We start from the raw sequence: 18,629 nt of genomic DNA on the forward strand, positions 1-18,629 counted from the left end.
ACGTGATGAAGGCCCTCAAGGAAATGATCGTTCTCAACGGTTACCTTCAGGACCGCCTTGACGCGCGCTCGGCATCCCGCAGAGCAACCCGTTAGGAAAATACTGCAATGGCCACGATGCACCTAGACGCCGAAACCAAAGCCGAATTACACGCGGAGGCAGAGAAGCTCATCGCCCGCTACGAAACGCCCCTTGAGACCGTAAAGGCGCTCATGGCTTACAACTGCGAGCTTGAGACACAGATCCTCGCCATCGCTCACAGGCATCCGGGGCTCGTGGCGATCAGCTTCGATCCTACGCCGCCTGTGCTGGGGTCAGACTGACAACCCTCAATGCATGACCTTATCGCTTTCATTGGGAGTAACTCTGCACTGGTAGCGGCCAACCCGGCAGCCTTTGCCACGTTTGCCGTGCTGTTTGGAGGTGGCGGGTTCGCTGTTGGACGGTATTTGCTGACTGAGCGTATCGCCAATCTGGAAAGCCGAATTGCCAGACGCGACGAGGAAATAGCGGACCTTAAGTCAAAGCACACAGCGCCAGAGCAAGGGGGCCTATCGGTGCCTCTATTCGAGATGACCGAGGTTCTGCCCCCTCCACCGCTCAACGTCCACCGGCTCTTGCTCCAGCCCAAAGAGGACCCCCATCTCAGATAACCTGATGCCGCAACATAAAGCCCCGAAGCTAATCGTCGTCACCGCCTTTGGCCGCGATGAGACTGGCGACCTCCGGCCTGTCTTCGGACCAGCCGACTGGAGATCGGGCGATATGGACCGCAAGGACTTGGCTGGGAACCATGCCGGCGTCATTGCGAGGTCGCGTGAAGCCAACCCGGTACTGCGCGAATACGGGAGCCGACGACGCTGTTTGTGGGTGGCGACGTGCCAGACATGGAGTAAGCTATAGTCTCAACCGCTGGCAAGCAGCTTGCCTCCCTCCTCAACAGCGGCAATGAACGCCTGGCGGACATCCTCAGGTGTCATGTCGCCAGCCAAACAGGACAGGCAGGCGCGTACCGCAAGGTCCCATTTGGGGCCTCGATCGTTCCACCCCATGAGCTCCCGAGCTGCACCCTCGACGTTGTTGCAGCTATACGTCATGCCAGGCTTGCCAGTCCTGATAGAGACCGGGGGATTGAACCAATGGAGGCTCATAAAGGCTCTCTGAGGTCGAACAGGACGAACTGGCCGCGAAACTTGGCTTCGTTCATGATGATCTCGACCAATTCACCGTCGGTCTCTTGTACTACGGGCATGAATGGCTCCGACGGCGCGCCTCTGCGCCGGGCAAAGATGGCCTAGAAATAGCCGAGGATGGATTTGACCTCCAGATATTCCAGCATGCCCTCGATCCCATATTCGCGTCCGTTTCCGGACTGCTTGAAACCGCCAAACGGCGCGTGCGGATCCCAGGCCGGGTAGTTGAGATGCACCTGACCGGAGCGAATGCGCGATGCGACGTCTCTGACGGCGTCCATATCATTGCCCTGCACATGGGCTCCCAGACCATAGACCGTGTCATTGGCAATGCTGACGGCCTCATCAACTGTGTCGTAGGGGATGATGCAGAGAACTGGACCGAAAACCTCTTCCTGTGCAATGCGCATGTTAGTGCGCACGTCCGAAAAGATCGTCGGCTTCACATAGAGGCCGACGTTCAGATCGTGTGCACGACCCAGTCCGCCGATGATGAGCCTGGCGCCCTCCGAAATACCGACGCCGATCATGATTTGGATGCGATCGAATTGGGCACGGTTGGCGATTGGACCGTGAGTGGTGGCTTCCGAAAGAGGATCGCCGACGACGATCTGGGCCGCGACCCTCTTGGCGATTGCCTCGATCTCGGACAGCCGCTCGCGTGGCACGATCATGCGTGTCGGAGCGCTGCATGACTGGCCGAGATTGCGGAAGGCGGCGGCTATGCCCAGGGAAACGGCGCGGTCGAGATCGGCGTCCGGCAGGATCACGTTCGGGGACTTGCCGCCGAGTTCCTGCGCGACACGCTTGACTGTCGGCGCTGCCGCCTGGGCCACCGCAATGCCCGCGCGGGTGGACCCGGTAATGGAAATCATGTCGACATTCGGATGGGATGCCAGACTAGCACCCACGCGTGCACCATCACCTTGCGCCAGATTGAACACTCCGGCAGGGAAGCCGGCTTCCTCGATCGCCTCGGCGAACAGCAGAGCGTCCAGGGGAGAAAGCTCGCTCGGCTTCAACACGACCGTGCAGCCTGCCGCGAGCGCGGGCGAAACCTTGGCGGTGATCTGGTAAAGGGGCCAATTCCATGGCGTGATCAAGGCGCAGACACCGATCGGTTCGTGGGTGACGGCGGTTTGGCCCCGCTGCTTGACGAAGGGAAAGGCTGTCACCACATCGCGAGCGACCTTGATATGCGCGATCGCCAGCGGCACCTGGGCGGTGCGCGAATATCCAATCGCCGCGCCCATTTCGAGGGTGAGGCATTGCGCAAGCAGTTCACTGCGCGCCTCGAGCAGCGCCTGCAGGCGGTCGAGCAGACCGGCACGATATTCCGGCGTGGTCCGGCTCCAGGCGGTGAATGCCCGGCGGGCCGCTGCAACGGCCGCATCCACGTCCAAGCTGTTTCCGAGCGGAAACCGAGCCACAACCTCTTCGGTGGAGGGGTTCACCACCAAGCCCTTGGCGGTGCCGCTTGGCTCGGCCCATCGACCGTCGATGAAGAACTTGTCCAGGTGGCCGTTGCGCGAGAGATGTTCGAGGGGCGTGATCACGCGACAAGATCCTTAATGCGGGAATAGGCACCCAGAACCGGCAGGAACCAGGGGCGCCCGAAATGGCCGGGTATCGCTGGCCATTCGAAATCCTTCCAGAGGTTCAGGTCGGGGCGCCCATCCATGACATCAGTCATGGTGCTGCCTATCAGCGTCGACTTATCCAACCAGTGAGAGGCAAATTTCATTTTCTTGACCGCCAGTGCTGATTAGAGTGGGCTCGTCCGAGGCGTGTGTTCGCGTCTACCAGCCGCGCATCCGCTCCCAACGCGTTTCAATCTTGGGGCTGTCCCCGTTGACGACGCTGTAGAAGTCATGCTGGGCAGCCATCGCGCACGCATGGTTGGGCAGGATCCGGACCCGAGACCCGAGCGGCAGTTCGGGCATGGATTTCCCGGAACCGGCACGAATGGAGAGGATACCGTGTTCCTGGCTGGCCTGGGCCACAATCACATCTTCAAGCACGCGCCCCTTTTCGTCGCAGACCACGCCGTAACCCTGGTCGATCTGCTGGTTTGCGGTTCCCCGGTCGCGCGATAGCGCCATCCACCCAGCGTCAACCAGCACCCATCCATTTTCCGGCTTGGAGCCGATAACGGTGGCTAAAACGGAAATTGCGAGATCGTCGCGGTCGCAGACGCCAACCCCATGCTGGACGAGATCGAAGAACATGTAGACGCCGGCGCGCAGCTCCGTGACACCCTCCAGGTTCTGGGCGAAATGCGCTGTCGGCGTCGAGCCGACGCTGACGACCGGACAGGCGTGGCCATAAGCGCGCAGGATTTCAGCGGCGCGCACGGCGGCTGAACGCTCGTTCTCCGCTGCCTTGACCAGCGCATTGGGTGTGTTCAAGCCGTAGGATTCGCCCGCGTGAGCGAGAACGCCGACGAGCTTGGCACCGGCAGCGACAACCCTGTTGGCCACGTCGAGCAATCTTGGGTCGTCCGGCCTCAAGCCACCGCGATGGTCGTCGCAGTCCAGTTCGATGAGGACCGAGGGCGTCATGCCGGTGGCTTCGCGCACTCGGGCCAGGGCGTCGGCCTGGTCCACGCAATCGAGAAGCAGCTTCACATCGGCGCCGGTACGGCGACAAAGCTCCATGGCGCGCCTTGCCGAAGCCGGCGAGATGCCGACGGCATAGGTGATGTCGCGAAAGCCGTGGTCCGCGAAATACGCCGCCTCGGCGACGGTCGAGACCGTGATGGGACCGGGTCCCTGTGGAAACACGTCGCAAGCGACGTCGATGCTCTTGGCCGTCTTCATGTGCGGACGCAGCACCACGCCGAGCTTCTTGGCGCGTTCAGCGAGGCGTTGAATGTTGCGTCCGAGCCGTCCGCGGTCCAGCAGCAGGGTCGGCGTCACAAGGGCGTCGATACTCTTCGCCGTCGCGCTCCCTGATAGATTTGCCGCCCTATTGTCCATGACCTTGTTTCCTAAATGAACGACTGGTTTGCCAATGCGTACATGTGGGCCAGCCCGTCAGAAACGGGTCGTTGCCCTTTGACCATAGCGGTGGCACTGCCGGTCCGCTTGAGGCCGAGGCTCTCAAGCCAGTCGCCCAATCCATCCTCGGCATAGACGTCGATGCGAACGAATTGATCGCGAAGCTTCGAAAGCTGGGCCAGGATCAGAAGCCGCGCGTCCTCCACGCTTTCGGCCGCACAGGGGCCGACAACATAGCCGCGCCCGAACTTCCTGGCGATGGCGTAGCCGGCAACCCGCCCCGCGCGCTCGATAACGACGACCTTGCCCGCATCGGCGAGCGCAGCCACCATCGCCGTCCGGGGCATGCCGGTGGCCCGTTCGTCGAAGGCCTGGATTGCCGCGAGGTCTAAGACCGTCGCCTGACGGATGTCAGGGGTCGTCTGCGTCACGGCAACAGTCAGCGGGCCCTGGTGCTGAAGTACAGTGCCCCAGGCAGTGAAGCCACGCCGTTTATAGAGCGCGAGCCCCTCTTCGGTCGAATTGAGCAGCACGTGGCGCCCCTGTGTAGCCGCAAGCAATCCATCAAAGAGCCGGGAGCCGTTGCCGCCGCCTTGCGCGGAGCCGGTGACGATGATCATTCCGGCGGAAGCATAGGTCGGTCCGTAGCTCCAGGACATGGCCGTGCCGATCACGTGTCCTCCCCGCTCCAGGACCAGACCATTTCCAACCATTGCGGCAAATTCCCAATCCTCCAGGCGATAGGGCCAGCCCATCTCCTGCGACAGCTTCAGCGCGCCCGGCAAATGGCGGGGCTCCAATTTCATCAGCTCCATCTGGTTGCTGACGATGTCTGTGCCATGCTCAATTGCCATAAGTGCAACGCTGTCATTCGATCCAGGATTGAAGTCGCACCTTAGAGTGGCGTCCGGCGGACAGATTTCGCTGCTGTTTTGCGCTTTCAATTCAGCGGGATTGTTCGTTTTAAGCAGTTCCTCGGCATCCCAAATTGCGCAAATCAGGCGAGGACTATCGGGCACCTAGAATCGCTCCGCCTGGTTGCCCTGCGATCGGCCGAGGTCCGCATCGTTCGCTGTGGCGTGCGATTTCTGCCTCGGTAACGCCGTAGCTGCAACCAGCGATAAACGACTGACGCACATGGGGAATTTTGGATGATCTACATCAGCGAGGAGGAATCGGCCGCCCTTGTCACGCATGAGCTTGCTTTCGAGGCGGCGCGGAAGGCTCTCGTGGCAGCAGCGTCGGGGCGGAGCTGGGTCTTTCCTGCTGTTCTCGGGCGCACACAGGAGGCGACCAATACCTTCTCAGTCAAATCCGGTTCGTCGGATGACCTAACCGGCGTGAAAATCGGCTCCTTCTGGTCTGGCAACCCGGCACGTGGCCTTCCCCGCCACAACTCCACAATCGTGCTGCTCGATCAGCATTCAGGTCAGCTCAGCGCCGTTATCGAGGCCGGAAAGGTCAACGCCTACAGGACGGCCGCAGCCGACGCGGTTGCGGCCGATTTACTTGCGCGCAAGCGAGCCAAAGTTCTGGCGATATTCGGCGCCGGCAATCAGGCGGGCTTCGAAGTGATGGCGGTGGCCCGCATCCGCCCAATTGAAACCGTGCTGGTCGTGGCGCGGCCTTCGCCGCAGCTCGACGCTTTTGTCGATCAGATCGGCGAAAAAGGCCTGGATGCGCGCGCTGCCTTGCCGGAAGAAGCCGTGCGCGCAGCCGACATCGTGGTCACAGTGACACCCTCACGCGAACCGCTGTTCGATGCCGCTTGGGTGGGACCCGGAACCCATATCGTCAGCATGGGGTCGGATGCCCCGGGCAAACGCGAATTGCCGAGCGAATTATTTCCCAGGGCACGCCTGTTTTGTGATCTGCTTTCCCAGTCCGTCCAGATCGGCGAGTTCCAACACGTGCGCGACGACATCGACGGCGGCGTACTTGCGGTGACGCCAATCGGCGACGTCGTTGAAAAACGTGCTCCCGGACGCCGCTTCGACTATGAAATCACTGTCTTCGACAGTTCCGGTATCTCTCTCCAGGACCTCTACATGGCCGACGCGCTGATCCGCGCGAAAGCGTCCCACCACTGATCGGCCTCGCACCGACAGGTCCAGCCCCGACGAATTTTTTCCGCTGCACTGGAAAAAACCTTTACAGCCGAGCCGTGCTTCACGGCACCGCATGAGCTCAAGACTCCGGCCCACCGCCAAAGACCATATGGCAACCAAGTCCCAGATTCGATAGCCCTGAGTGAGAAACCAGCGTCATCGTCGCCATCAGAATTCTGCCCTGGACGTTCATGCCCGCAGATGGCGAGCCTTGGAGGGAGCCGCAAGCGCCGCCTACCAATCCATCACCACCTTGCCCGAACTGCCGCTGCGCATCGCATCGAATCCAACCTGGAAATCATCGATGCCGATACGGTGGGTGATCAGGCCTGAGACGTCGAGCGGGCCCTGGACCAGAGCTATCATCTTGTACCAGGTCTCGAACATCTCGCGGCCGTAGATGCCCTTGAGATGCAGCATCTTGAAGATGACCTTGTTCCAATCGATCTCGAACCCGGTCGGCGCAATGCCGAGGATGGCGATCTTGCCGCCATTGTTCATGGTGTCGATCATGTCGCGGAAGGCGGGGGCTGCCCCCGACATCTCCAGGCCGACATCAAAACCCTCCGTCATGCCGAGCGCCGGCATCACGTCGCGCAGTTTTTCCTTGGAGGCGTCGACGACATGCTGGACGCCAAGCTTGCGCGCAAGATCCAGCCGAACCGGATTGATATCCGTGATAACGACCTTCCTGGCGCCGACGCATTGCGCCACCAGCGCGCCCATGATGCCGATCGGTCCGGCCCCGGTGACCAGCACGTCCTCGCCGACCAGATCGAAGGACAATGCGGTGTGGACCGCATTGCCCAGGGGATCGAAGATCGCGGCGATCTCGTCCGGCACATCGTCGGGGATCGGCACGACATTGTGCTGCGGGATCGCCAGGTACTCGCCGAAGGCGCCCGGGCGATTGACGCCGACGCCGAGCGTGTTGCGGCACAGATGCCCCCTGCCCGCGCGGCAGTTGCGGCAATGACCGCAGACGATGTGGCCTTCGCCCGACACACGCTGGCCGACCTTGTATTCGGTGACCGCGGCGCCGAAATCCGCAACGGTGCCGACGAATTCATGGCCGGTCACCATCGGCACGGGCACCGTCTTCTGTGCCCACTGGTCCCAATTGTAGATGTGGACGTCGGTGCCGCAGATCGCGGTCTTTTTCACCTTGATCAGGACGTCGTTGGGGCCGATTTCCGGCACCGGCACCTCTTCCATCCAGATGCCCGGCTCGGCGCGAGTTTTTACAAGTGCGCGCATCATGTTGGACATCAGCTAATCACTCCGAGTTCGCGGCCGACCTCACCGAACGCTGCAACCGCCCGGTCGATATCGGCTGCCGAATGGGCGGCCGACATCTGCGTCCTGATCCGGGCCTGGCCCTTGGGCACGACGGGGAAGGAAAACCCGATCACATAAATGCCGCGCTCGAGCAGCATGTCAGCCATCTGCAAAGCCAGCGCGGCATCGCCGATCATCACTGGAATGATCGGGTGGTCAGCTCCGGCCAATGTGAAGCCGAGCTTTTTCATGCCGGAGCGGAAGCGCTCCGCGTTCTCATAGAGACGTTCACGCAGCCCTTCGTTCCTCTCGATGATGTCGAACACCTTAAGCGATGCCGCCGCGATCGCTGGCATCAGTGTGTTGGAAAACAGATAGGGTCGCGAGCGCTGGCGCAGCCAGTCAACGACCGGCCTGCTCGCCGCCGTGTAGCCACCCGAGGCACCCCCCAGCGCCTTGCCTAGCGTACCGGTGATGATGTCCACCCTGCCCTCGACGCCGCAATATTCCGGCGTGCCACGGCCATGCTCACCGACGAGGCCGACAGCGTGGCTGTCGTCCACCATCACCATTGCCTCATATTTTTCTGCGAGGTCGCAGACGCCCGCCAAATTCGCGATGATGCCGTCCATCGAGAAGACGCCGTCGGTGGCGATGAGCTTGAAGCGGCTGCCTTCAGCCTTTTTCAGTTCTTCCTCAAGGCTCCCCATGTCATTATTGGCGTAGCGGAAGCGTTTCGCTTTGGAGAGCCGCACACCGTCGATGATCGAGGCATGGTTGAGCGCGTCGGAGATGATCGCATCCTCTTCGGAAAACAGCGTCTCGAACAGGCCGCCGTTGGCGTCGAAGCAGGAACCGTAGAGGATCGTGTCTTCCATGCCGAGGAAGCTCGATATCTTTGCCTCGAGCTGCTTGTGTTCCTCTTGTGTGCCGCAGATGAATCGTACCGAGGCCATGCCGTAGCCGTATCGGTCGAGCGCGGCCTTCGCCGCCTCGCGCAGCTCTTCGCTGTCAGCGAGGCCGAGATAGTTGTTGGCACAGAAATTGAGCAGCTTTCGGGCGCCAACCTCGATTTCGGACCACTGGGGCGAGGTGATGACGCGCTCGCGCTTGTATAGGCCCTCCGCCTCGATCTGCGAAAGCAACTCGCGAACGCGGTTGTTGAGAGTCGGTGCCATCCTGCTTTTGCTTCCATTGGTGATCTTCGCGGTCTTGCTCATGCGATTTCTCCCCTGTGCACGCGTAACATGCGCTCGCAGTGGCTCGGATCGTGTGCTTTGAGGATTGCAGCCTCCCGAGGCTGGTGCAGGTCCCAGAGACGCGATAGCCAAAAGCGAAATGCTCCAGCGCGTTGCATCGCGGGAAGCAATATGCGTTCGGCTGGAGTAAGCGTTCGAACGGACTCATAGGCGCCTAAGAAAGCGGCTGCTCGCTCACCGTCTTGGCTGCCGGTGCAGTCATCGACGCACCAGTCATTGAGGCATACGGCAATGTCAAATAAGAAGGCGTCGCATCCGGCGAAGTAGAAATCAAAGACGCCGGTCAGCTGACCACCGTCAAACAACACGTTGTCACGAAAGAGATCAGCGTGCACCGGCCCCTTGGGTAGTTGCCGGTAGGTGGAGGACTGGGCAATTTGGTTCTGAAAGGCCAATTCCCTTGTGAGCAGCGAGCACTGTTCCTCAGATACCCAGCGGCCGACCACAGGCACCACCTCGTTCCACCATTCGAGACCACGCGGATTGACCTGGTGTCGTGGATAATCGGTCCCAGCCAAGTGTATTCGCGCCAGGGTCTCCCCGATAGAGCGACAATGCGACACTGTCGGTGCTGTCACGCTCTCGCCAGGAAGCCTGTTGACGACCACCGCAGGGCGATCTTTCAGCGAATGAAGGATTTCGCCTTTGACGTTGGCAACCGGATCCGGGACCGGCAGGCGCCGCGCCGCAAGGTGCTTTATAAAATGGAGGTAGAAAGGCAATTGTTCGAATGTCAGGCGCTCAAACAAGGTGAGCACATACTCTCCGGTTTCGGCATCTACGAAGTAGTTCGTGTTCTCAATTCCGGTCGTGATGCCGCGAACAGAACGCGGCCAGCCTAGACCCAGCTCCCCAAAGAAGGCTGCGACTTCGTCGAATGACAGCTTCGTATATACAGCCATGGCGGAAATAACGATCTCCGATTGCTCAAGCAGTTCTTCAGCAGGCCGCACCCTGCACGATTTCGGCGATGTAGGTCTTTACGGTCTGCGCATCGGCGGGAATGACCTTAAATCGTCTCGGCAAATCTTCTATTCCATCGAACCGTTCTGGACGATCTGGCTCGCGGCCCAAAGCCTCCCTGATGGTCCCCGCAAATTTGACCGGCAGGGCCGTCTCGAGCACGATCATCGGCATCTCCGGAACGGAGTGCCTGCGTGCGACCGTGATGCCGTCAGCAGTGTGTGGGTCGATTAACGCGTTGAAGCGGCGCCACGTGTCACGGATCGTCTCCAAGCGGTCGGCGTGCGTGCTCTTGCCGCTGTAGAAACCAAAACGAACCGCCACCTGCGCAAAGGCGGGATCACCACTGAGATCGAACGATCCTCTTCCCCCGAGCTGGTTGTCGAACATTGATTTCGTTCGGCTCGCATCGCGACCGAGCAGGTCGAAGACGAAACGCTCGAGATTGGAGGCCTTGGAAATGTCCATCGATGGGCTTGATGTTTCATACGTGTCCGCTCGGCCCCGCACGCGATACACGCCGGTGCGGAAGAACTCATCGAGCACGTTGTTCTCGTTGGTTGCAATGACGAGACGGGATACGGGAAGTCCCATCATGCGCGCGACGTGACCAGCACAGATGTTTCCGAAGTTCCCTGAAGGAACGGTGAAGTCGACCTCTGATGTGTTCCCCGCGGTGACCTGGAAGTAGGCGGAGAAATAGTAGACGACCTGAGCCATCAGCCGGGCCCAATTGATCGAATTGACGGCGCCTATCCGGTGGCGCCTCTTGAAATCACCATCGCCGGACACGGCTTTCACGATATCCTGGCAATCGTCAAACACCCCTTCGATGGCGATGTTATGGATGTTTTCGTCCTGCAGGCTGAACATCTGGGCTTGCTGAAAGGTGCTCATGCGTCCGTGCGGCGACATCATGAAGACCCGCACCCTCTTCTTGCCGCGCATGGCATATTCCGCCGCGCTGCCCGTGTCGCCACTGGTCGCCCCGAGGATGTTTAGTTCCTCACCACGCCGCGCCAGTTCATACTCGAGCAGATTGCCAAGCAACTGCATCGCCATGTCCTTGAACGCCAGCGTCGGGCCGTTCGACAGTTCCGCCACGTGGAGACACGTCTCAAGCGCGCGCACCGGCGCGATCCTGGTGGTTCCGAAAACCTCGGGCGTATAGGTCTTTGCGCAGATGGCCTTCAGATCGACGGGCGGAATATCGTCGATGTAGAGCGACAGGATCTCGAAGGCGAGGTCCGGATAGGACAGCCTTCGCCACCGATCCAGCATTGGGTCATCCACAAACGGGTACGTCTCGGGCACATAGAGCCCGCCATCCGGCGCCAGACCTTCAAGCAGGATCTCGCAGAACTTCCTGCGTTCGGAATGGCCGCGTGTGGAGATGTAGTGCATGTGATGCTCTTCCCTGTAGACGCGATCGTTCAGCCGGGCCGCAGCGCCGCATGGTCAATGGGCCGCCAGTTTTAGCGGTCAGCGTTGGGCCCGCCACCACGCGATCTTGTCCTGCAGGCCATAGCGGCGATTGTTTGTGCGCGTCAGGCCTGACTTCCGGCTGATCTTCAGATAGCGGCGATGTCCAGCTTCGAGCCGTCGACCAGACGCGACAGGCGGAATGGTGTAGGATCGACGCAAGGGGTGTCGTTTACGACAAGCTCTGCGGCCAGATAACCAAGCCCCGGGCCCAAACCGAAGCCGTGGCCCGAGCAGCCCGCCGCGAGGACGAGACCTTTCACCGCATCCACCTGCGACACCACAGGCACTGCGTCGGGCGTGCAATCGACGAAGCCGCCCCAGGCACTATCGATCTCTATGTCGCCGAGTTGGGGGAAGGTCTTCCGGACACTCTCCACGACTTGGCTTACCAGCCATTTTAAGGGTGGAGGATCCAGCACCCGATTCTGTTCGAAGATCCGATCGTCGCTGGTCAGCAGCGCCGGCATTGAGTCCGGCCCCGAAAGGAACGATTGACCGATGCCGAGCCTGACGTTCTTTAGGCGACGCAAGAATTGCGGCATGAATTCCCGGCTATACCGGATCGCTTGGGGCGTGATTTCGAGATTCGCCTTGCCGCTGATCGCAAGCGTATAGCTGCCGTCCAGTCGGCGCGTGATCGTGCAGTAGGGTGTGGAGACCGCCTCGCCTATGTTGATTGTCGGGGTGGAACGCAGCGCGGTCTGCCGGATGCTCGCTAGGGGGAAACTGATCCCGAGCGGCCTAAGGAAGCGCGAGGACCAGGCGCCAGCGGCGCACAGCACCGCGCCGGTTCTGATGTAGCCCTTCTCCGTGTGCACGCCCGCGATCTTGCCGTTGGCCAAGTCGAGCGCCCGCGCGGCGCATTCCTGGTGGATGGTGGCGCCCAGAGCTCTGGCCCCATCGGCGATAGCCGGCGCGGCGAGCGCAGGTTCGGCCTTACCATCCCGATCTGAATAGGTCCCGCCGACCCATTTGTCGCGCGCTTCGGGGACGCGCTCGGCCACCTCCGCCCGGCTCAGCATGCGGGTGTCGACCTCGTATTCCCTGGCGACCTCGCGCCACCTTTCCCAGCCGGCGAGCACAGCCTCGTCGTGAGTCGCATAGACGAGACCGCAGCGTCGAAATCCAAGGTCCCGATTGATATCGCGCGTCAGCTCGTCCCACAGTCGCATGGAGATCACCGAGAGCGGCAGTTCGCGCCGATCGCGGTTCTGCTGGCGGCACCAACCCCAGTTTCGGCTCGATTGTTCACAGGCGATGTGGCCCTTCTCTAGCAGAGCCACAGAGAGGCCACGCTTCGCCAGGAAATAGGCGGCCGTAGAGCCGAGGATGCCGCCGCCGACGATGACGACATCGACTTCGGCCGGGAGACGCTCATCGCTGTGAATGCGTTCGACTCGGGGCGACATGTTCCAACCAACCTCGGCTGCCATGAAGGCGGAAGCAAAGTTCCGATCAGCCCTTCATCGCATCGTGCGCTCGAAAGAATGTGCCGAAATCATCTAGGACTTCGCCAGATGTGCGCGCTTTTGATCCCTTGATCGATACGAACTGCTCAGGCCCGACCGAGTTCCAGTTCGGCGCAGGGCGGCGTAACCTGCTCGCGAGTCCGTTGGATCGCGCTTGAGGGTCTTGAGCCTGCGTGCGAAGTTGTAGGCGGCAACGAAGTCGGCGAGGTGTTACCCGAACTGCTCGTGGCTCTCCTAGCAGAAGCGTTTGACCGTGGCGTCCTTGATCGTGCGGTACATCCTCTCGACCTGTCCATTGGTCCAATGATGCTTGGCCTTAGTCGTACGGTGCTCGATGTCGTTCGTGGCCTAGGCATATTCGAAGGCGTGCGCCCAGAAGCGTTCGCCCGTTGGCTATAGCCCCTTTGATCAGCGGCGCGGCCGAGCCTCCGGCATTGGGTGTGGTGAACTGCTTCCATCGTCGGTGAGCACTGAGTGGATTTATAGGGAACGGCCGCGATCAACCGGAGCAGGAACTCTCGGGAGACGACAGTGGTGGCCTTCTCATGCAATTCCATGAAGGCGACCTTCGAGGTACGATAGATGGCGACGAACTTGTGCTGCTTGCCCTGATGCGGGATCGTCGGCTGCAACGCATAGAAGCAGTCATCCTGCGGCGGCAGCGTATAGCGTCGAAAGGCGACGATGACGGCCTCTTCATCGACCGTGAGCAGGGTCGACCGCGCCTCCTTCGGCGCAATCGGCAGATCGAGGACACAGATTCGACTCTGCAACTTCGCGACGGTCTTCTTCCATAGCGCTTCGCCGGCGCCGTCAAGCTCCGCGGTGCTCCAGCCGGGCCGCAGCGACGAATGGTCAAAAAGGCCGTCACCTTTGGCCTCAGCGGCTGGCGCGCCAGAAGGCGATACGGTCCTGCAACCGATAGCCCTGGATAATCGCAGGCATGAACCACGGAGTGCCGCGATAGAGCGGGATGGCGGAAGGCGGTCGAAAGTCGAACGCTGTGCGCGACTGCTCACCATGCCCGATCAGCTTGTGGGCCGCACGCATGCCGATCCATGGCGCCCAGACCACGCCCGAACCGCAGAAGCCGGTGGCATAGACCACACCTTCCTTCTCGAAGATTCGGGGCAGCATATCGCGGTTCATCGCGACGTTGCCGAACCAGCAATGCGAAAGGCGCACGTTTTCCAACTCCGGGAAAAGGTTCACCAGGCCCTTGCGTAGCAGAAGTTTCGGCGCCACCGGATCGCCGACGCGAGAACTGTCGCGCCCGCCCAGCAGAATGCGTTTTCCGTCGGGCGAGGGACGATAATAAAAACCGAGTTGCCGGTTTTCGGTGATCGTCATCAGCTTCGGCATCAGTTGCGCCATGACATCGGGCGCAAGTTCCTCGGTCACGATGATCCGGCTGCGGACCGGAACCAAGCGGCGACGCAGGAAGGGAGCGGCGCCGTCGGTATATCCATTGGTGCAGACCAGAACCTGCCGTGCATCGACCGTCCCTGCCGAAGTCACCACGCGGAACCCCGAACCGTTCCCCTCGATCGACTTGACCACTGTATGCGAATGGACCGTCAACCCGGATGCGAGCGCCACCCGCAGGAGCTCAGCGTGGAACTTTGCGGGGTGCAGCCCGCCAATGTCCATCCGAACGGTTCCGCCGCGGTAGAAGTCGGTGCCGATATAATTTCGCTGCTCGGCATGCGGAACGGCGTAGGACTGGATCCCCAGTTTCTTCGCCAGTGTCTCGGCGCCACGCGCCATTATCTCATACTGTTGATACCCGAAAGCGCCTTTGAACTGGCCAACCAGCCGGAAGTCGCAGTCGAGCCCTTCGGTCTTGATGAAGTCGTAGAGGAATTCGCGCGCGATCTTGCCCTCGGCCTCGATCGCCATGGCCTTCTCTTCACCGAAGCGCCGGGTGATCGTGGCATGGTCCGGCCGGATGCTGCCGCTCGTAATCCCGCCGTTGCGCGTGGAAGCACCCTCGCCCGGATGCATAGCATCGAAAGCGGCGACCGAGCGCCCCTCGCGCGCCAGCACAAGCCCAGCCGAAAGCCCGGCATAGCCGGCGCCGACAATCACCACATCGAGCTTCTTTGCCAGCGGCTGCCGCGGCAGCGGCATGACGGGCGCCGCTTCCCACCAGTAGGGCGTGTTCTTTTCGGCGACTTTGGGCTCTTGCACGTGACTGACTTCTCTTGATGTTCCAGGGATTAAGAAAGCGGCCGCTCGCGGCACTTCAAATATGGTCGTCCCGGACGTCCAGCGCGTCACGCAGTCCGTCACCAATGAAATTGAAACTGGTCACCGCGATGGTGATTGCAGCTCCGGGAATGATGGCCAGCCAAGGTGCGCTGCCCAGATATTGCTGGGCGCCGTTGAGCATGTTGCCCCAGCTGGGCAATGGCGGCTGAATTCCGTAGCCCAGGAAGCTGATGTAGGCTTCCATTAGAATGGCGCGCGCGACCGTCAGGGTGGAAGCAACGATAATGGGTCCCATGGCGTTGGGCAGTATCTCGCGGAACATGATGTGGGTGCCGCTCAATCCCAGCATGCGCCCGGCCAGGACGAACTCGCGTTCCCGCAACGAGCGGACTTCCGCTTCCACGATACGGGCAACCTCCATCCAACTGGTGAGGGCGATGATGACGGTGATCATCACAGGACTGGGCTTCAGTGCCGCAGCCAGCGCCAGGAGCAGAAAGATCGAAGGGAACGACAGGAAGCCATCGACCGTGCGCATCAGCGTCGCCCCGATCCAGCCGCCGCGATAGCCGGCGATCACGCCGACAAGCGTGCCGACGAGGGTCGACAATACCATGGCGAAGAAACCCACCAGCAGCGAGATTCGTCCCGCCATCAACAATCTTGCCGCAAGGTCGCGGCCAAGCGGATCAGTGCCCAGAAAGTGGTGGCCCGTCAGCGGTGGGGCAAAGCGGGCCCGCAGATCGATATACAGTGAGTCATAAGGCAGTAGATGGGGGCCGAGCACGCAAGCAAGCACGAGGAAAATGATCATCGCCAACCCGAGCAGCGCCAGGCGGTGTCTCATGAAACGAAGCGCCGCGCGGTTGTTTGTCCATCGGCTTGGAGCTGCATTTGCGGTGAGAGCGGTCATATCGGCTGTCTCCTGTCGGGGAAGTTGCGCGCTCAAGCCAGGCGAATACGTGGATCGACAATAGCGACGACAATGTCGGCGATTAGGTTTCCAAGCAGAACGAGGATGGCCGAGAACATCAAAAGCCCCATCACAACCGGATAGTCGCTATAGCCAAGGCTATCCAGGAACAACCGTCCCATTCCCGGCCAGGTAAAGACGGTTTCGGTCACCAGAGCGCCGGTGAGAACACTGGGAAGCTGCATCCCGGCCAAGGTAATCATCGGCAAGAGTGCGTTGCCGACGACATGCCTCATCAGAATCCGCCGTTCGCTCAATCCCTTGGCCCGAGCCGTCTTGACGAAGTCCTGGCTGATGGCGTCGAGGGTCGCCGTCCGCATGTAGCGGCTCCAGATCGCGACATGGACCAGCGACAGCACGATGCTTGGCAGGATCAAATGGTGGAGATATCCCAGGATCGAGGCATCTCCGATCTCGGACATATTGCCCGCGGGCAGCCAGCCCAGCTTCAGGGAAAAGATGTAGATGCCGACGAGTCCGAACCAGAAGGTAGGGACCGACAAAGCGATCATGGCACCGACAGTCGCTAGATAGTCGAATAGCGAGTAGCGGCGTGTGGCGCCCCGAATTCCAATCCAGGCGCCAATGGAGATCGCAATCACGGTTGAAGATCCCATCAGCAGCAGCGTGGCGAACACGTGGCTGCCAATGATCTGCAATACCGGCGCTCCGTCGCGGAAGGAGTGTCCCCAGTCGCCCTGCAGCAGCCGCCATGCCCAGTCCAGGTATTGGATCCATATAGGCCGATCGAGGCCAAGCAATCCCTTCAGCCGCTCGATATCCTGCTGGGTCATTCCGGGATCGAGCCCGAATTGCGCCAGTGGGCCGCCCGGGAGGAGGTTCAGAATGCCGAAGCCGATGATCGAAACGATCACAAGCAGCACCAGGCTCTGCGAGAGGCGATTGAGCAGGAAGCCGCGCATTCTGAGTCCTCCGTTGTGGGTTGGCGATTTTAGGCTGTTGCCGTCGCCGCAGTGAAATCCGGCGACGGCAATAGGATGGATCAGGCCTTCCAGCGCCAGTCTGCGGCATGCCACGACGCGGTGCGCGTGTTGGCATTGGGCTTGAAACCGTCCAACCCTGCCTTGCGTCCGAGCACGTTGGTGATCGCTAACAGCGGCAGGAAGGGCAGATCATGACGCACCACTTCCTGCACGCGGTTATAGATCCCGTGCCGCTCTTCCTGATCGAAGCTGCGAGCACCCTTTTCAAGCAGGGCATCGACTTCGGGGTTGGAATACTGCCCGGTGTTCGAACCGTGCCCGCCTTGAGCAGCGATTGCCTTCGTATGGAGGCGGTTTGTGGCGTCGGGGTCCGCGGCAATCAGATAGGTAACGCCCACCATGGCGGTGTCGAACTGCGACTTCAGCCAGAATTCGCCCCACATGACCGCAGCCGGCAAGTTCGAGATCGTCATCTCGACGCCGATCTCGGCAAACGTCTGCTGCAGGAACTGCTGCGTCTGCTCGCGAAGATTGTTGCCTGACGTCGTCGAATTGGCAAAGGACAGTCGCACTCCATCCTTGGCGCGAATTCCATCCGGGCCTGGCGCCCAGCCGGCCTCATCCAGAATTTGTCGCGCGCGGTCCATATTGAATTCCTGCGCGGGCAGGTTCGGATTGTAGTAGTAGGACTCCTTCGGCATGAAGGTCTCGGTGAGAGTGCCCACGCCGTAATAGATCGTGTCAACGATCGCTTTCCTGTCCATTGCGGCGTAAAGCGCCTGGCGCACTGCCAGGTCCTTGAACTGCGGGCGCCCCAGATTGAGGTAGATCGACTCCACGGATGCGCCGGTCTCCAGTGTCACCACGCGGTCTGGCAATTCGCGGGCTTCAGCATAATGGTCGGCGGTAATGTAGGATTGATCGACCAGGTCGACGTCGCCGCTCTTGAACTGCGTGTAGAGCACCGTCATATCGGGGATGTATTTGAAGATGAGCTGCTCGACATAGGGGCCCTCGCCGGCATGCTCGGGGTTGGCGACGAGCTCGATATGGTCGCCGGCTACCCGTTGGCTCCACTTGAAAGCGCCGGTGCCGATCGGCGCCTGGTTGAACGCCGCTGTATTCGGATCGCCCTCTTTCCCCAGGATGTGCTTGGGCACTATGAAGGTTTCGGCCAGGAACGACAGATAGGGCGCAAAAGCCTCCTTCATCCGCCAGGTGATCTCGGTGGGCGAAACCACCGTAATGTCCTGCACGAGCGAATGGCCGCTTGTACGCCAAGCGCGAAATTTCGGGTTGGTGATGAGCTCAAGGGTGAATTTCACGTCCTCGGCCGTGAAGGGCTCGCCGTCGTGCCAGCGAACATTGTCACGTAACCGGATGCGCCAGTTGAGACCATCCTCCGAAATGCCGCCGTTCTTCTGGCTTGGCACCTCGGCCGCGAGGTTCGGCTGAAGGACACCTTCGGCATCCATCCTGACCAACGCATCGAAAACCGAGAAATGGACCGCGTCATCGACTTCGATATGCGCCATCAGCGGATTGAACACCGTCGGCTCTTGTGAGAGGCCGACGACGACGCGACCGGCCGGGCCCGTGGCAGGGGTCTTGGCGAAAGCGGACTTGCCCAGAAGATTGGGCGCGATCAAGCCTGCAGCCCCACCTAGCGCCATCAGTCGGAGTGCCTGGCGTCTCGAATAGTTGGATGTAGTCGTTGCATTTTTGGTCATCGTAGTTCCTCTCTTGT

At 60.8% G+C, this 18,629-nt stretch carries 16 protein-coding genes and 1 pseudogene; 2 read left to right on the forward strand and 15 right to left on the reverse strand.

Annotated features, from left to right (window positions below):
- Positions 1 to 107 precede the first annotated feature (107 nt).
- The gene (locus LB545_RS08200) at positions 108 to 323 is read left to right on the forward strand and encodes a hypothetical protein (protein WP_140559979.1); all 216 of its coding nucleotides are present in this window, start codon (positions 108 to 110) and stop codon (positions 321 to 323) included.
- Between the two features lie 582 nt (positions 324 to 905).
- Here the strand turns inward: LB545_RS08200 and LB545_RS08210 are convergent.
- The 5 genes from LB545_RS08210 to LB545_RS08230 all read right to left on the reverse strand — a co-directional run bounded on the left by LB545_RS08210 (position 906) and on the right by LB545_RS08230 (position 5,211).
- Entirely contained in the window at positions 906 to 1,151 is a 246-nt protein-coding gene (locus tag LB545_RS08210; protein WP_140559981.1) for a DUF982 domain-containing protein, read from the reverse strand.
- 143 nt (positions 1,152 to 1,294) lie between these two features.
- A complete protein-coding gene (locus LB545_RS08215) occupies positions 1,295 to 2,749 on the reverse strand; it encodes an aldehyde dehydrogenase family protein (protein WP_140581846.1) in 1,455 nt (484 codons plus the stop codon).
- Complete coding sequence (locus tag LB545_RS08220; RefSeq protein ID WP_224704882.1) at positions 2,746 to 2,937, reverse strand: hypothetical protein; 192 nt, start codon at positions 2,935 to 2,937, stop codon at positions 2,746 to 2,748. The genes LB545_RS08215 and LB545_RS08220 overlap by 4 nt, the downstream gene beginning before the upstream one ends.
- Positions 2,938 to 2,992: 55 nt before the next feature.
- Positions 2,993 to 4,171, reverse strand: coding sequence for an alanine racemase (locus LB545_RS08225; RefSeq protein WP_140581843.1), 1,179 nt, complete (start codon positions 4,169 to 4,171; stop codon positions 2,993 to 2,995).
- Between the two features lie 11 nt (positions 4,172 to 4,182).
- Positions 4,183 to 5,211, reverse strand: coding sequence for a GNAT family N-acetyltransferase (locus tag LB545_RS08230; RefSeq protein WP_224646636.1), 1,029 nt, complete (start codon positions 5,209 to 5,211; stop codon positions 4,183 to 4,185).
- Positions 5,212 to 5,343: 132 nt separating this feature from the next.
- Between LB545_RS08230 and LB545_RS08235 the strand changes: the two genes are divergently transcribed.
- The gene (locus tag LB545_RS08235; protein ID WP_140581841.1) at positions 5,344 to 6,282 is read left to right on the forward strand and encodes an ornithine cyclodeaminase family protein; all 939 of its coding nucleotides are present in this window, start codon (positions 5,344 to 5,346) and stop codon (positions 6,280 to 6,282) included.
- A 252-nt stretch (positions 6,283 to 6,534) separates the two neighbouring features.
- Here LB545_RS08235 and tdh read toward each other — a convergent pair whose 3' ends face one another.
- The 10 genes and pseudogenes from tdh to LB545_RS08290 form a co-directional block, all read right to left on the reverse strand.
- The gene (gene tdh, locus LB545_RS08240; RefSeq protein WP_140581838.1) at positions 6,535 to 7,569 is read right to left on the reverse strand and encodes an L-threonine 3-dehydrogenase; all 1,035 of its coding nucleotides are present in this window, start codon (positions 7,567 to 7,569) and stop codon (positions 6,535 to 6,537) included.
- On the reverse strand, positions 7,569 to 8,756 hold the full coding sequence (locus tag LB545_RS08245) for a glycine C-acetyltransferase (RefSeq protein ID WP_140581916.1): 1,188 nt from the start codon (positions 8,754 to 8,756) through the stop codon (positions 7,569 to 7,571). Before LB545_RS08245 ends, tdh begins: the two co-directional genes overlap by 1 nt.
- Positions 8,757 to 8,794: 38 nt before the next feature.
- On the reverse strand, positions 8,795 to 9,739 hold the full coding sequence (locus LB545_RS08250) for a homoserine kinase (protein WP_140581836.1): 945 nt from the start codon (positions 9,737 to 9,739) through the stop codon (positions 8,795 to 8,797).
- A 37-nt stretch (positions 9,740 to 9,776) separates the two neighbouring features.
- Positions 9,777 to 11,204, reverse strand: a complete 1,428-nt coding sequence (gene thrC, locus LB545_RS08255) for a threonine synthase (RefSeq protein WP_140581833.1) — start codon at positions 11,202 to 11,204, stop codon at positions 9,777 to 9,779.
- A gap of 167 nt (positions 11,205 to 11,371) precedes the next feature.
- Positions 11,372 to 12,694 carry an NAD(P)/FAD-dependent oxidoreductase gene (locus tag LB545_RS08260; protein WP_140581914.1) on the reverse strand — a complete coding sequence of 441 codons (1,323 nt, stop codon included), beginning with the start codon at positions 12,692 to 12,694 and terminating at the stop codon, positions 11,372 to 11,374.
- A 273-nt stretch (positions 12,695 to 12,967) separates the two neighbouring features.
- A pseudogene (locus LB545_RS31130) lies at positions 12,968 to 13,545 on the reverse strand (IS481 family transposase); the annotation flags it as partial.
- Positions 13,546 to 13,633: 88 nt separating this feature from the next.
- Entirely contained in the window at positions 13,634 to 14,884 is a 1,251-nt protein-coding gene (locus LB545_RS08275; protein WP_263493767.1) for an NAD(P)/FAD-dependent oxidoreductase, read from the reverse strand.
- Between the two features lie 115 nt (positions 14,885 to 14,999).
- Positions 15,000 to 15,878, reverse strand: coding sequence for an ABC transporter permease (locus LB545_RS08280; protein WP_140499530.1), 879 nt, complete (start codon positions 15,876 to 15,878; stop codon positions 15,000 to 15,002).
- A gap of 32 nt (positions 15,879 to 15,910) precedes the next feature.
- Entirely contained in the window at positions 15,911 to 16,861 is a 951-nt protein-coding gene (locus LB545_RS08285; RefSeq protein WP_140499531.1) for an ABC transporter permease, read from the reverse strand.
- A gap of 80 nt (positions 16,862 to 16,941) precedes the next feature.
- Positions 16,942 to 18,612, reverse strand: a complete 1,671-nt coding sequence (locus LB545_RS08290; protein WP_140581828.1) for a peptide ABC transporter substrate-binding protein — start codon at positions 18,610 to 18,612, stop codon at positions 16,942 to 16,944.
- Between the last annotated feature and the right edge of the window lie 17 nt (positions 18,613 to 18,629).

The sequence above is a fragment of the Mesorhizobium sp. BR1-1-6 genome (assembly GCF_020165355.1).
Lineage (GTDB): Bacteria > Pseudomonadota > Alphaproteobacteria > Rhizobiales > Rhizobiaceae > Mesorhizobium.